Source organism: Trueperaceae bacterium (genome assembly GCA_002707365.1).
Lineage (GTDB): Bacteria > Deinococcota > Deinococci > Deinococcales > Trueperaceae > UBA6957.
Window position 1 is genome coordinate 1 of sequence record PAMQ01000015.1, and the last position, 14,271, is coordinate 14,271.

Sequence of the window (14,271 nt, forward strand, 5' to 3'; positions counted from 1 at the left end):
CCAACAGCCACAATTTCACCAGCAGCTGAATACCCCATGATATGAGGTGGTACAGCCTCTTCCCGAACGTACCGCCAAAAGAGTTCCGAACCGCGACTAATCAAACTTCTTTTCAACTTAACTAGCATCTGTCCTGGTCCCGGCTCCGGCTTTTCAACCTCAACCATCTTCACATTGCCAAAACCCTCAAGCTTCTCCAAACGCAACATGGTATTCACACCTAACCCCCTCCTCTGCTACCCGCTTTTCATAAACACATGCCTTGAATAACAACCGCAACGATGTCGAAGGCCTTAGCGGTGCTAAATAGTTACCGTTAAGGCTGAAGCATCGTGTCCTAACCCTATTCCAAGAATTCTCCGACATCATAAGGGTCAATATCGATTCGCACTTTGGTTGCAGCGCTCGATCCTAGGTCAGTTTCCCGCAAAATATCGCCAAGTTGCGTTCTCGTTTCTGTGCGAATTAGAAGGTTGTAGACATACCTTCCTCGTTGTCGGGCTACTGTTGCGGGAGCGGGACCGTAAACAGTTGGCGGTAAGTCCGAATTTTCTAGTTTAACGGCTAATGTATGAGCTGCTTGCCGAGTCTGATCCTGGTACCGACCAGCAAATTGAACCCGGGCCAGGTGACCAAAGGGTGGGTAACCAAAACGCTCTCTTCGCTTCTCTACCGCATTACCGAAGTTATCCATCGACTCTTTAGTGGGTTTGCCGGCGACTTGGATAACCTCATGATCGGTATTGAAAGCCTGAATAACTATTAGTGGTTTTGTGTGCATTGATAGTTCATCGAGCGCGAGTAATAAACGCAGTGCTCCCTCCTCTGCTCGAAAATCTCCTTGGGTGAGAAACGATTCGAATAAAGTAATTCCAATTAGAGCGAGGTTAGGTAAGGGTGGAATCCGTAGTAACGCGGTAGTTCCAACAACCACACCTGGTTTTCCGTTATGGAATTCGTTTAGCGAGTCGCGATGATCAGCGTCGTACCTTGCAACAACAAAATCTGGTAGGAACTTGCGAATTGCTGAAGCGACCCATTGGGTGCCGGGGCCACGGACAGCATCAAGGTTTTCGTCTCCGCATGATGGACAACACACGGGTGACCCCTCTGCATGTTCGCATTGGTGGCAACGGAGTCGGGTTTCTTCACGGTGGTATCGCAAGCTCAAGTCACAATTGGGGCACATCATAATGTGGCCGCAAGCAAGACAACCCAAAGCTGCAGAGTATCCTCTTCTTGGGGCGATAACTATCGCCTGACGATTCCGGTCTTTAACCTGTTTGAGAACCCTTATGAGGTCGGGGCCTAGGGGCCAATTTGGTGAGTCTGATAGCGGCGCTGTGAATTGTCGGCGTTTTGGCCGGGGTATCTGATGTCGATTTTCTTGATCTATACCCTCGACCCATTCGGCTGTTTCTAATATGTCTTCAAAAACTATTGGGATTTTATGTTTTTCGGCAAGCATCTCTGCTACTCTGGGTGTGACAATCCGGGGGCCTGAATCAAGTTTATAAGTTGGGCTGCTCACGTCTAATATAACGATACGACCAAGGTTTTTTAATGGCGATAAGACCCCGAGATATGTTGTAACTAGTACACAAGGTTTATCGCGAGATAATTCTCGCCAAATGTACTCGCGCTGACGATCCGACCTCTTTCCACTTAAAGCGACGACTGGTAATCCTGCTGTGCTAAATGCACCTGCGACCCGCTCTAGTTGTGAGCGTTCTGGAACCAATACGATTACCCCAGCTCCGGCACTCAAATCTTTTTTAATGGTGTGCAAAAGAAAAGATAGGCGAGATAGACGGGTCCCTCCGCTCAAGAAAGAACGCTCGGAAAGTATTAGCTTTTTAGTATCTAGGGGAGGCATTTCTATCTGTTCTAGCGGGGGGAGTGTCACATTCGATTCTGGGACTTCTCCGTAGCCGACGTACCCCTTTTGCACCAAGCCTCGTATGACTCCTTCGGTGACGCCAGCCTGTTTGGCTAAATCTTTTACTGAATCAACGCGACCTGCATCGACGAGGTGATTAAGCGCCCTAAGTTGCCGGGATTGCCGCTTTCCGGATAAACCCTCATCGGGCGGCTTGAGGACTTCTAACACCCTGACAACATGTGGTTGTAACGTTATTCTTTCTTCGATTAAACCTTGTTTTCGCCAGAGGTCTACCAGTCGAGGTTCAACTGAATCGACATTCCGCCAGGTATCAGCGCTGAGAGACTCTAAATCGACGTCTTTCACAGCCCTAATAGCGTGATTCAGGGGAGAATTGAGGCCGGATTTGACCAAGGTGGTTAAAACCAAGCCGGCTGGGGTAGCTGTAGTTTCGGCGAGCTCAAGGATCAAGTGGCAGGCTCCCTCTTGGAGATGGGAAGTGGAGTCTAGCCAACCGATAGCTTCACGAAGATCACCAGCACGAGTAGGCTCAACAGAGGTCTTAGCGACTACAATGCCAATCCTTACCCGATCCTGCCACGGAACAGCCACCCGCGCCCCAAGGGGTCCCTCCGGCTGATTTAACGGTGCAAGGTACCGGAAAGGTGGGACGGGTAAGGGAAACAGAACGTCAAGCGCTTCTATCACGAGGTAATTGTATCCTTCGCGCCCCCCCGTTTTGACGATAACCAGAATAATCACGAGTTTTATTTTTTTCACCATCAACCGGCTTTAATTTTGGTCATGGTTAATGATAGTGAACCTAACGGTTTGCATTCGCAGAAGGCGCTTACGCCAGAACAAGAAGTTATTCTTAGTCAGGTACACTAAGTAAGAAAGTCCTTACATACCTAGGGGGATAAATATCGTGCGATTCGTTGTGTTAGTTCATGATGGACATGTTGCTTGGGATTGGCATACAGAAGGTTGCAATCTACTACGTGAACACGGAGAAGTAGAGTTCCTATGCGTACCTACAGGCCTTCGGACTACTCGCGATAAAATCGATCACCCACCTGGTAGATCTTGGAATCGTGAAATTGGTGTCCTTCGCCCTCAAGAGGCGACTGAGGGCATAAAAGTTGTTTTAGAAGATTTTTATTCCCAACTAGAAACAGCGGACGCAGCAGTCATCGGACCTTGGTACAGACCCCCAATGCTCCCCGAACACTGGGCAGCAGCAGAGAAACTAAAAGTATTCTCCGGAACTTTCGACCATCGCTTTGGCGACTGGTTCGAGCAAATTAAATCTAGAGACATCACACTCATCGACACATCACGAAGCATGACCCCTTCAGTAGCTGAATTCGCCCTAGCAATGACGTTGAACCTAATACGAGACATCCCAGAATCAATGTACCTAGCGAGAGAAGGAAAATGGACCTGGCATAAACCAGGTGGAGAGAACAAATGGTCGTGGGACAAACCAGGTTTCGTTCATGGAGACTTAACAGGACGCCGCGTGGGCCTCGCTGGTTACGGCAGCATCAACCAACGTTACGCTGAGCTTTTAGCTCCATTCCGGTGCGACGTCAAAGCTTACGATCCTTTCGTATCCGATGATCAACTAACGGCAGCTGGCTTAACCCGAAGTGACTCCCTAGTCGAACTAGCAGCATCATCAGAAATTTTTGTTGTCGGACTACCACCCACACCAGCCACCATGGAAATAATTAATCGAGACGTAATATCAGCCTTACCTAAAGGCGCATTATTCGTACTAGTAACACGCATGGCGGTAGTTGAACAGGAACCACTATGGGAACGCCTGAAAGCCGAAGAGATCGCCGCAGCAATTGATGTGTTCGCCCCAGAACCACCCCCAGAAGACGCTTGGTTCAGAAATCACCCGAACGTCCAAGTAACCACACACATCGCTGGAGGAACAGACTTCTGTCACCGCCGTTGCTTCACCGAAGCCTGCAAAGACGCCATAGCCGTAGTCACAGGCAACGAACCCAAATGGAAACCCACCAACTTTGACGACCAATCCTACAAAGGAAAACCAACACAATAAACAAAAACCCACAAATTCATCCCACTACCCACCAACCACAAAGAAAACAAGTGTGTGTGTATTTGGTTATTAGTGTCCTCAAATCGTTAAGGTCTTAACCTTTAATTATGTGATGGAGTTCAAGAAATCCACAGATTTTTGAACTCCCCTGATGGGTGTCATGCTGAGGTCCTCATGTTCGATGCTCAGCACGTCATCGTAGCCGACCTCGCGTAGCAGGCTGATGAAGTCCCGCCACCAGTTTTCGCTGTGGCCGTAGCCAAGCGTGACATAGTTCCACGATCGTGCTTGCACTTGATCATTGGCATTGGTTTCTATTAGGGTGTTGACTTCACTGTTGTGAGGGTCAATGCGCGTATCCTTAGCGTGCACATGGTAGATGGCTTCTGCTAAAGGACGAATAGCGCGCAGGGGTTCACCACCCATCCACATCATGTGGCTGGGATCAAAATTAACTCCAATGATCGTACCCACAGCTTCGCGCAAGCGTATCAATGATGCTGTGTTGTAGACGAGTTGATGTCCATGCTGCTCAATGCAGATACGGGTGATGCCGTGACTCTTGGCGACCTTAACGAGCGCTTGCCAGTAGGGAATCGCAACGTCCTCCCATTGGTAACGGAGGATTTCTGCAACCTCAGCGGGCCAGGCGGTAGTAATCCAGTTCGGGTGTTGGTCACCCGGGGCGGCAGGAAGGCCAGACATCATCACTATGCGGTCGATATCGAGAAGTTCTGCAAGTTGGAAAGTCTTACGAACCACACCATCGTGCGCCTCCCCGTGTTGACCTGGGGCGAGTTGATTTCCTGAGCAGTTCAGGGCACTAATATTTAACCCGTGGTCACTTAGTTTGTTTTGAAAGGTGTCACGTGCCTGTTTATCAGTAATTAGCTGATCGATCTTGAGGTGGGGAGCCTGGGACCAATTACCACAGGCGAATTCGAGACTGTTAATACCAAGATCAACCGCGGTTTTTAGCAGCTCATCGAAGGATAGTTGCCCTAGGATATCTGTCACTAAACCGATGTGCATCAAATATCCTCTTCCATCTGAAATTCATTAGTAACTTACGCGCGAAAGCGTCCCTTATGGCGAGTAGTTAATGGGTAGCAGCTTCCCATGTTGTCGCTACTTTCACGCGCGGTTCCGCTTGGAACACGATGGGAACTCTAGTCTCCTGTGCATCTCTCATAGGCCTGACGTAGCGCTGCAACGGGGTCTCCCTTGGGGACGAATTCGTGACCGATGTAGTGCTGGTATCCCGCGTTGGCTAGCGCCCTACAAATGCCGGGGTAATACAGCTCCTGTTCGTCATCCAGATCATTCCTTCCGGGGTTACCAGCAGTATGGAGGTGACCGATAGCTCCCAGGTTGTCGAGCATAGTCCGGATCACGTCTCCCTCCATGATTTGCATGTGGTAAATGTCGTACAGGAGTTTCACGCGCTCGCTACCTACCTGCTCGACTACCTGCACTCCCCAAGCCGTTCGATCACACTGATAGCCCGGGTGGTCCACTCTCGAGTTAAGTAGTTCCAGGTTTAGTGTCACGCCTTTTGCCTCGGCGTATGGTGCTGCCCGGCGGAGGCCCGCTGCGGTGTTAATAACCGCTTCGTCTTCACTCATCCCCGGAATGCGGTTGCCACTGAAGCAGATCATGCTGGCGATACGCAGTGACGAGGCTAGGTCGATAGATGTCTTTAGTTCGTCCTCGATACGGTCGTGATTTGCGGGGTTGTTCAGGCCGTCTCCTAGTGACTGGTGTCCGCCCATGCCGGCTACCTTGAGCCCATGTTGAGCTGCTGCGTCGCATAGGGCTTCGAACTCATCGTCGACGAACAGAAGCTCGATTGCGTCCACTCCGATGCTTGCAGCCTTTTCAATAAAACCGACTTTGTCCTCTACTTTTGCTGCAACTGCCGGTAGCATTACTGACTGTTTGAGGGGCATATTTTCCTCCAATTTAGAAATTGGCTTAGACGATATTTGGTGCCTTCAGAAAATCCTCTAAACCTTGCGTAGGATACTTGAATTTTATAACGATGCAGCATTCGGGTATTCAGGGGTGACTAAAAACATGTTTCGCTTTCCACGTTCCGAGTTTCTTCTTTTCGGAGATTCAGCAGTTTTCTGCATGAAAGCCTGTTTGAAGGTTTATCTGCAAGAAAGGGCTTTTGGTCAACCGATGGGAATTGGACTTCAGGGGTACACTTGCGGGAAATACTGTCCCTCCATCTTAGCTCCGCCCTCCACCTCTATCAGATGTTTGATTACGTGTTCACCGCTCTCCACGAATCGTGTGTTTTCAGTCATGTAATGAATTGCCAAGGCTCGCCGCGGCCGGGCACTCGTGTTGGAATGTGACCCGTGCCAAGTGAGCGCGTGATGGAAGTGCACCTCCCCTTTCTTCACCGGGCACAGAACCGTCTCTATCTTGTGATCTTTATAGGTGGAAGGAAGATCATATTCTGGAACTGTGTCTAGGAACGATTGGGCGTCACCCCATCGGTGTGAACCTGGCACCATGCTCATGCAACCATTCTCATAATCCACGTCGTCGAGTGCAATCCAGGCGGACACTTCCGTCATGGGTTCAATAACGGGCCACAAGGGAGCATCTTGGTGCCATCTTTGAACTCCACCAAGCTGGGGTGGTTTGTATTGAATCTGGTCGTGCCAAACACGGAGCTCACTAGCGTCAGTGAGTTGGGCTATCGCTTTTGCAATCTCCTTGTGACTCACGAGGTGTTCATAGAAAAGCTGGCTTCCCTGCCAAATATTGATGATTTGCCAGAGTTCCTTGCCCTTTTCTGAATCCATCATTTCAGCGGCGTAAGGCGAAACGTCACGTGTGACAGCGGGTTGAGGAATGTCCGTTCGGTCACGCTCCTCAATTACGCGCATGACCTCACTGCGCAACACTTCCACTATATCGTCACTGAGAAACACCCCACCGTTCAGAAAACCTCGCTTTTTGAACTCTTGTATTTGAGATTCCGTAAGCATAGCTCTCTCCTAAAATGCCGGGGATGTTTGGGCACCCAATAACATTAATTCTAAATTAATTTATCTAATTTTTAGTTATTGAAACAAGACCTAGTTAAGGCTGAACTAAATTCAGTCTACCTTGATTGCACCGCTACTAACGGGATCAAAGCCTAATGGCCAGCGGGTCATGCGGTTGTAGGTAGCGCCAGTGAAGTTTGTGCGCATCAGTTGCGCGTGCGTTAAGATTGCACCTTCCAAATTCGCATCTGTAAAGTCGGTAAGTACTAATCTGGTATGAGTTAAGTTAGTCCCGTTCAGGTTAGCACCGGTAAAGTTAACGCCGGTAAAGTCCCCATAGTAGAAGTTTCCGCCCTCCATGAGTGCGTAACTAAGGTCGGACCAACTCATGAACGCGTCCATCATCATCACGCCCCTCAGGTTCACGCCCCTCAGGTCCGCACAGTACCAGCGGGCACCGAAGTGAATCCGGTCCGTGTCGACGGTCCTAATTTCACCGCAGCATGGTCCTTTTTGCTCTCGCTCTATCCCGCAGCATGTTGGGAACTGAGCAAACGCAGTGCTATACAGAAAAAAACTTACAAAAAATACTGTTAAGGCACTACCTAATCGGAAGGTTTGTGATTTTAGTGGCGACATATCTAATCCTTCACTTGACACACTTTAACGTTGATATTGGCGTGAACTCCACTGCTAACACCTGACAGGTTGGGTTTCTCGTCGATCAGGGAGCCCCACAATTGTGGGGCTCCCTGTCTTCGAATTTAACTTTGCCGATTGTGAGAATTAACCCACATTTCGGAATTTGATGGACGCTTGCTTAGCGATCCCACCAGTAGGTCTGCATACGAGCGTAGTGGTTGGAGGCCTCAATTGAGACTCCTTCCCAGCGTACGTTCCTGAGATCTTTATTTTGGTGACCAGCTGAGGGCGCGTGCAAGGTAAGCGTAGTCCATAGGTTGTATACGCTCTGCCTCATCAACGACTGGAATTTTTCATTCAGCTCTTCTTCCGAGGAGGATTGAAGTACTTCTTGGAAGAAAGTGTTGCGGAAATGCATAGCGTGCGGGGGTGGCACTTCGCCTTCGGCGCCATCACTAAGGATGTATTCGTTCCAACCTTGCGTGGAGATGAGGGCTCCAGGTAGCCACTTATCGAACCGGGTGAGGTAGAAACCTCCAGCCTCTCCGTACCAACCGATAATGTCCCAAGTTGGTTCAGCGCGTTGGTTGTACATCTCGTTTTGGGGTGTTGGCCGTAGGAGAATCTCGATTCCTGCTTGTTCCCAGTAGTTCGCAATCATTTCCATGGTTTCAGCTGGTTCGGCTTCCTCTTCGAACAACACGACCAAGGAAACTCGGTTACCGTCAGGTCCAATGCGGAATCCACCCGCGTCCCTCTCAGCTAGACCCATCTGATCGAGTAGGGCGTTAGCGGTGTCGGGATCATACTCGGTGTAGAGAGTTCCTAGTCCCTCAACGAAACCGGTCTGGCCGGGTCTTGGCGCAACGTTCCAGGGGACAGCAAGGCCTTGGTACAGAACCTCGTTAATCTCGTCACGGTTCATTGCGATGGAGAGTGCTACCCGGAAGTTCCGGTTCTGCATGTAAAGGCGATTGTTCATAGGTCCGCTTTGGTTGAAGTAAAGCTGGGGCGCCCAAGCTCGAGCTGCCTCTTGGAACCCGATGATGTAATCCCCTTTGTCCTGATTCTCGAGAAGGGTTGGCAGGTCCGCCAAACGCCAGGGGTTATAAGTGGGCGTGTTAGCGAGATCAAGTTCACCCGCGAAGAGTTTGGCCTGACGAAGGTCATACTCGTCGATCTTTTCTATCTCGATTCTGTCAATGTAAGGTAGTTGTTTCCCCTCGGCATCCACAGCCCAATAGTAGGGATTGCGGACGTAGACGCTACCGGAACCCTCAGTGCGTTCTTCAAGCATGTAAGGGTGCATTGTCGGGTAACCGACTGTCTGTACTTTAGCGTAGGGGCTGGCTTGCATATAACCAAAGTGCTCTGCCCACTGAGTAACTCGGGAGTCGACGTCATCGTCGGCGTACCCTTGGTTCTCTGGGTGTAGGGAGCCTAACCACTGCTCTGGGAATTCTTCAGGCCCGTGCAGGAGGTAAGCCAATGCATGCATCATTGCTGGGTTTGGCCCGGTGGCTGTCCAGCGTGTTGTGAGGTTATCGAGCTTCTCAACAACTAGTGGTTGACCGTCGTAAGAAACAGCTCCAGGGAATGCAGCTACGACTCCACCGACACCATTAACTAGTGGGGCTCCTTCGGGATCAGGGGTGTAAGTAGCAATATGGGTCCACCACCACATGATGTCATCGGCGTCGAAAATCTCGCCGTCAGACCAGCGCATGTTTTCACGCAGAGTCATGGTTATGGCATTTCCATCTTCGTTCCACTCCCAGTTGGCTACCAACCCGGGGCAAACTTCACCACCGAAACTAGCGCAGTAGTCAAAGAGCTGAGCTTTGTTGTACTTCCATCCGAAGTTATCATCAATGCTCGCAACGCGAATGGCTGGGCCTCCGTACTTACCAATCTCAGCCATATCAAGAACCAACGGGTTCGTGGGAATACGCTCCAACAACGTTGGAATTTCTTGCAGTCCAGCTGCTTCAGCAAGCATCGGGGCTTCTGAATAATCCTGAGCGATAGCAACACTCAGAACGAGAGCCAATACCAGGCTGGTAAAGGCAGAAGCACGGCTTAACGACTTAAGCATACTCATTAAATCCCTCCTTAGGATTCTCTGAAACATATTGTTTACCTGCGGTACAGGCCTTCAGAATACTATAAATCTACCTTGAAAGCTACGAACACCCTGGTGGCTAAGTCGCGCCTAACGCAAACTACACCCCCTCGACCAAATAATTTAGTTAAAGTAAGTTCAAGTCAACCTATAGAAACCATTTTTAGGCAAAGTACGTTTTACCTTTTGGGTAAGGTTCTACCTCTCGTATGGGTCAAGGGAATCCCGTAAGCCGTCCCCGACAAAGTTAAAGGCTAGAACGGATGCCACCACAGCTAAAGCAGGGATGAGAACCCATGGTGCTTGGGCCATCATGTGTAGACTTTGTGCTTGTTTAAGTAGAGTTCCCCAGCTCAACATGGGTTCTCGGATGCCGAGACCCAAGAAAGAAAGTGCTGTTTCAGCGAGAATCATTCCGGGAACGGCTAGTGTCGAGATGACAATCATGTGCCCGATGGTGTTCGGAAGTATATGCCGAACCATAATTCGCAGGTCACTGGCGCCCATGGCTTGTGCAGCAAGAGCGTAATCCCGTTCCTTCAACGACAAGGTCATACCCCGGATTTGTCGGGCCAGTCCCGTCCAATTAATGAAGGAGAGGATGATAGTTATGAGGAAGTACACCAGTAGCGGGTCTGTACGAACAGGAATAATCGCAGCAAAAGCCATCCACAATGGGATTTGAGGGAACGACATGAGCAACTCGATAAGCCGCTGCATAATGACGTCAACAACCCCGCCGTAATAACCACTAATCACACCGAGAAGAGCACCTAGAACAAGGCTAATGACGACTCCAAGCAGGCCAATGGTCAACGAAATGCGGGTGGCCCACACTAGCCTCGAGAAGAGGTCTCGTCCAAGTTCATCACTACCAATGATGTGAACCCTATGGTCAGAGTTCACTCCGAACAAATGCAAGTCAGTTTCGAATAATCCCCACATTCGGTACGAGTCCCCCCGAATGAATAATCGTAAAGGCATTTTCTTGGTGGTGTCCTCAACATAGGTAGTCTTGAAAGTCTTCATGTCCCGAACCTTGTCGTAGGCATAGTAGAAGGGCCTCCAATGGAAAGCTCCGTCAGCATCCCGAAAATGGAGGCGATGTGGAGGGGCCAGTGGATTGGGCGTAAGCATAGCTGGCCGGTAAGGCGCAATGAAATCGCCGAAAGCAAGCAAGAGGAAGAATAATCCAAGAACTACTAACCCGAGAATAGCCAAGCGATTCTGCCGGAAAATCCTCCACTGAACTGCACGTACACTGACGCTCTTATGCTGCTCTTCCTGTTGAGAACTACGAAGAGTATCGCCAGTAGCGGTGGTCATGAGAATTTTATTCTCGGGTCAGACCACACCAGCAGAAGATCAGCTAGAAAATTACCAATGACCAAGAGTAGGGTAAGTATCATCAAAATACCGCCAGCGAGATACATATCTTGAAGTAGTAAGGCTTCGTAAAAAAGCGGTCCTAATGTGGGTAGGTTTAGGACGATCGAGACAATAATCTCACCACCAATAATGAACGGCAGTGACATGCCCAAAATACTAATCAGCGGGTTTATCGCTACCCGCACAGCGTGCTTCCACACCACAGTTCGCTCGCGCAGCCCTTTGGCCCTCGCAGTCAAAATATACATTTCCCCGAAAGTCTCAAGTAAGTTTGTGCGCATGATGCGAATAAGTCCCGCGGTACCCGCGGTACCTATGACTATTACTGGAATCCACAGGTGTTGCATTAAATCCCACACCCTAGCGAAACTCCAGGCAGCGTCGCGGAACTCACGAGAGAACAAACCACCAACAGATTTGGCGTCAAACCAGAATAAGGAGATGTATACGAGAAGCAACGCAAGGAGGAAGTTCGGTAGGGCAAGCCCGATGAAGCCAACGATGGTAAGGATGTTATCAGCAAGGCCGTACTTACGTACTGCCACGTACACCCCGATGGGAATCGCCACAGCCCAAGTAAAGAGCAGTGTCGCTGTGGAGAGAATCAGGGATAGGACCAAGCGACCACCAACCAAATCACTAACTTCAGTCTCGTATTTCATGGAGAGTCCCAAATCTCCCTGTACAAAACCCGTAATCCATTTCCAGTACTGGACAATAATCGGTTTATCCAAACCATAACGAACGCGAACATACTCGAGTTTCGTTACGACTCCCGATTGTCGCGACTGTTGTGCTTCCAACCTTGCAATGTAATCCCCAGGGGGAAGAGAAATGAGAAGGAAATTAAGGACAGAAGCAAGAAGAATTGTAATTACGGCGAACCCTGCCCTACTTAAAAGGAACCCGAACATATTTTGGTTAGACTCCTCCTAAAAAAACAAATTTCCTACTCAACTAATCCAAGAAACATAAACCCTTTAGGTGTTGTTATTAATATATCATCCTAATAAAGCGGACTGCCACCTGGTTTTCTTTCAATAAGCGATCCAAGAACTTGTGTTCCCGTATGTCTTTAACGCAGCCATCAATAAAATATTTAACCACTCGCTTCGTGGGACGGTAGAATCTCAGAATGACTCGTAGAAATGCATACCAGCAGTCCGGAGTAGATATTGGCGCAGCCGAACAGGGCATCAACGAGGCTAAGTTAGCTGTGCTCGACACCTACACGCCTGAGGTATCCAGTGAGTTTGGGGCCTTTGCTGGCCTTTATCGTTTAAATCTTGACTCTGAAGAAGTAACTTTGGCGGCCTCAACTGACGGTGTTGGAACAAAAACAGTACTTGCTGTTCAAGCAAACCAGCTCGAAGGACTTGGTTTTGACCTGATCAATCACGGAGTTAACGATCTTCTTGGGCAAGGGGCTCTGCCTCTTTTCGCACTAGATTACCTAGCTAGCAATAAGCTCAATCCTCAAGACATCACCACTATCCTTAAAAGCATCGCTAACGCATGTCGAAAAGTCGGCATCCCGCTTTTAGGTGGCGAAACGGCAGAAATGCCGGATGTTTATAACCCAGGTGAGATTGACCTTGTTGGGACGGTAGTTGGCGTAGTACAACCCGGAATAAATTTTGATCGAGAGCGAGTCGAAGAAGGCGACCTGTTACTTGGCTTACCTTCTAACGGCCTCCACACAAACGGCTATACCCTTGCGCGTAAAGCATTAACTAACAACTTACAAGACCCTCTAGGCACCCAAACTGTTTTAGGAGCTTTACTAGTTCCTCACCAGAATTATGTGAATGAAGTGAAACCCTTGCTCGAACAACCAAGCTGTATCAAAGGAATTGCTCATATCACTGGGGGGGGCATTCCTGACAATCTGGCTAGAATCTTACCCCCCACTATGGGCGCTCACATAAACCGCGATGCCTGGTGTCCACCAGAAATATTCCAATTAATCCAGGATCAATCCGAAGCCACTACCATCGATATGTTCGGTACTTTCAATATGGGTATCGGAATGATCTTCGTAGTATCGCCAGAGGACCGGGTGGAAGTTACCACCCGGTCCTCTGGATCACTTATTGAACTTGGTCACGTTATTGCAGAGCCTAACATCACGTTTTCCCCGCAACTCTAGAATCAAGCCAGCTTATGGTTTCGTAATTCCCCTAAAATCCAGAAGGAAATTAGATTCCGAGGGCAACATTATCGTCTGAATACCAGGCGCGAGGCGTTCAGCAACCTCAAGCTGAATAATTTCAGGATTCGTACGGATCGCTTCACCACGCAATTCCAGCGCCCGAGCTTCACCTTCAGCCCTAGCTATCTTCGCATCCCGTTCACCTTCTGCTTCAATAATAGCTCGTTGAGCTGCAATCTGGGCTTGCTGACGTCGGTTCTCCTCAACCTGAATCTGCTGTTCTGCAGCTTGCTTTTGCTCAATAGCCTGAGTAATGGAGTTCGGAATGCGCACGTCTCGGAGTAGCACTGCTAGAACCCTGATGTTGTCAGCCGCAAGGACTTCTGACAGACCCTTTTCTATTAATGCGCTTACCTCTTGCCGCCGGGTTGAAATAAGTTCAGCGGCGTTGAATTGTGCTATGGCATCCCGAATTTGACTTCGAACTTCGGGACGTACGCGAACATCAACAAAAGACGGCCCAATATCCTGATGAATTTCCGCAGCTTCCGTTGGGACAACTTGGTAGAGAATAGTAGCATCCGCGTTAATCTCTAAACCCTCAGAAGATCTAGACGTAATTTGATCTCCTGTGTTCTGAGAAAGAGTTAACTCCTGTTGACGCACATCGTAGAGAGTGACCTTTTGTATAAAGGGCAAAATAACGTGGAATCCTTCGGGCAATTCCCCGTCTTGTACTCCCCCAAAAACATTAAACACTACTCCAGCATTACCTGCTGGTACAACAACAAACGCATTAGAAAGCAAGGTTATTACTAAACCCGCTATAACAGCTATTCCACCTAAACTCCTTTGGGACGGTTGGTTCGATTGAACGCCCTGTACAACAAGAACTATGCCGCCAATAAGAAGTACTACACCTACCAAAATCAACAGTGTCATACCGACCTCCTCAGTCAATCATTGTAACTAGTCAAGAGCTTCAAACTCTCATAAATTGCC

General features: G+C 49.1%; 12 protein-coding genes. 2 read left to right on the top strand and 10 right to left on the bottom strand.

Translation table 11 applies throughout. From position 1 onward, the window contains the following. Positions 1 to 209 (bottom strand): hypothetical protein (locus CMO31_06925; GenBank protein MAZ53734.1); only part of this gene is annotated, 209 nt, incomplete at its 3' end. A gap of 134 nt (positions 210 to 343) precedes the next feature. After that, positions 344 to 2,665: a primosomal protein N' gene (priA, locus tag CMO31_06930; protein MAZ53735.1), complete on the bottom strand. Its 2,322-nt coding sequence runs from the start codon at positions 2,663 to 2,665 to the stop codon at positions 344 to 346. Between the two features lie 145 nt (positions 2,666 to 2,810). Here priA and CMO31_06935 point away from each other — a divergent pair, with 145 nt between their 5' ends. Beyond that, positions 2,811 to 3,959: a hypothetical protein gene (locus CMO31_06935; protein ID MAZ53736.1), complete on the top strand. Its 1,149-nt coding sequence runs from the start codon at positions 2,811 to 2,813 to the stop codon at positions 3,957 to 3,959. 105 nt (positions 3,960 to 4,064) lie between these two features. On the opposite strand, the gene CMO31_06940 is transcribed toward CMO31_06935, so the two are convergent. The 7 genes from CMO31_06940 to CMO31_06970 form a co-directional block, all read right to left on the bottom strand. Then, the gene (locus tag CMO31_06940) at positions 4,065 to 4,991 is read right to left on the bottom strand and encodes a hypothetical protein (protein ID MAZ53737.1); all 927 of its coding nucleotides are present in this window, start codon (positions 4,989 to 4,991) and stop codon (positions 4,065 to 4,067) included. 137 nt (positions 4,992 to 5,128) lie between these two features. Next, positions 5,129 to 5,887, bottom strand: a complete 759-nt coding sequence (locus CMO31_06945; GenBank protein MAZ53738.1) for a xylose isomerase — start codon at positions 5,885 to 5,887, stop codon at positions 5,129 to 5,131. Positions 5,888 to 6,157: 270 nt separating this feature from the next. Beyond that, positions 6,158 to 6,964, bottom strand: coding sequence for a phytanoyl-CoA dioxygenase family protein (locus CMO31_06950; protein ID MAZ53739.1), 807 nt, complete (start codon positions 6,962 to 6,964; stop codon positions 6,158 to 6,160). A 111-nt stretch (positions 6,965 to 7,075) separates the two neighbouring features. Continuing rightward, a complete protein-coding gene (locus CMO31_06955; protein MAZ53740.1) occupies positions 7,076 to 7,603 on the bottom strand; it encodes a hypothetical protein in 528 nt (175 codons plus the stop codon). Between the two features lie 181 nt (positions 7,604 to 7,784). Then, positions 7,785 to 9,737, bottom strand: coding sequence for a hypothetical protein (locus CMO31_06960; GenBank protein MAZ53741.1), 1,953 nt, complete (start codon positions 9,735 to 9,737; stop codon positions 7,785 to 7,787). Between the two features lie 189 nt (positions 9,738 to 9,926). Then, positions 9,927 to 11,054, bottom strand: coding sequence for a peptide ABC transporter permease (locus CMO31_06965; GenBank protein MAZ53742.1), 1,128 nt, complete (start codon positions 11,052 to 11,054; stop codon positions 9,927 to 9,929). Continuing rightward, complete coding sequence (locus CMO31_06970) at positions 11,051 to 12,031, bottom strand: ABC transporter permease (GenBank protein MAZ53743.1); 981 nt, start codon at positions 12,029 to 12,031, stop codon at positions 11,051 to 11,053. Before CMO31_06970 ends, CMO31_06965 begins: the two co-directional genes overlap by 4 nt. A gap of 221 nt (positions 12,032 to 12,252) precedes the next feature. On the opposite strand from CMO31_06970, the gene CMO31_06975 reads away from it, so the two are divergent. After that, positions 12,253 to 13,266 (top strand): phosphoribosylformylglycinamidine cyclo-ligase, encoded by a 1,014-nt coding sequence (locus tag CMO31_06975; GenBank protein MAZ53744.1) that lies wholly within the window; start codon positions 12,253 to 12,255, stop codon positions 13,264 to 13,266. Positions 13,267 to 13,278: 12 nt separating this feature from the next. Here the strand turns inward: CMO31_06975 and CMO31_06980 are convergent, their stop codons facing one another. Continuing rightward, on the bottom strand, positions 13,279 to 14,205 hold the full coding sequence (locus tag CMO31_06980; protein ID MAZ53745.1) for a membrane protease subunit, stomatin/prohibitin: 927 nt from the start codon (positions 14,203 to 14,205) through the stop codon (positions 13,279 to 13,281). Between the last annotated feature and the right edge of the window lie 66 nt (positions 14,206 to 14,271).

Excerpts from the sequence above, each read along its gene's own strand:
- CMO31_06955 (MAZ53740.1), bottom strand. The coding sequence starts at position 7,603 with ATGTCGCCACTAAAATCACAAACCTTCCGATTAGGTAGTGCCTTAACA.
- CMO31_06950 (MAZ53739.1), bottom strand. The coding sequence starts at position 6,964 with ATGCTTACGGAATCTCAAATACAAGAGTTCAAAAAGCGAGGTTTTCTG.
- CMO31_06960 (MAZ53741.1), bottom strand. The coding sequence starts at position 9,737 with ATGTTTCAGAGAATCCTAAGGAGGGATTTAATGAGTATGCTTAAGTCG.
- CMO31_06970 (MAZ53743.1), bottom strand. The coding sequence starts at position 12,031 with ATGTTCGGGTTCCTTTTAAGTAGGGCAGGGTTCGCCGTAATTACAATT.
- priA (MAZ53735.1), bottom strand. The coding sequence starts at position 2,665 with ATGGTGAAAAAAATAAAACTCGTGATTATTCTGGTTATCGTCAAAACG.
- CMO31_06965 (MAZ53742.1), bottom strand. The coding sequence starts at position 11,054 with ATGACCACCGCTACTGGCGATACTCTTCGTAGTTCTCAACAGGAAGAG.
- CMO31_06945 (MAZ53738.1), bottom strand. The coding sequence starts at position 5,887 with ATGCTACCGGCAGTTGCAGCAAAAGTAGAGGACAAAGTCGGTTTTATT.
- CMO31_06975 (MAZ53744.1), top strand. The coding sequence starts at position 12,253 with ATGACTCGTAGAAATGCATACCAGCAGTCCGGAGTAGATATTGGCGCA.
- CMO31_06940 (MAZ53737.1), bottom strand. The coding sequence starts at position 4,991 with ATGCACATCGGTTTAGTGACAGATATCCTAGGGCAACTATCCTTCGAT.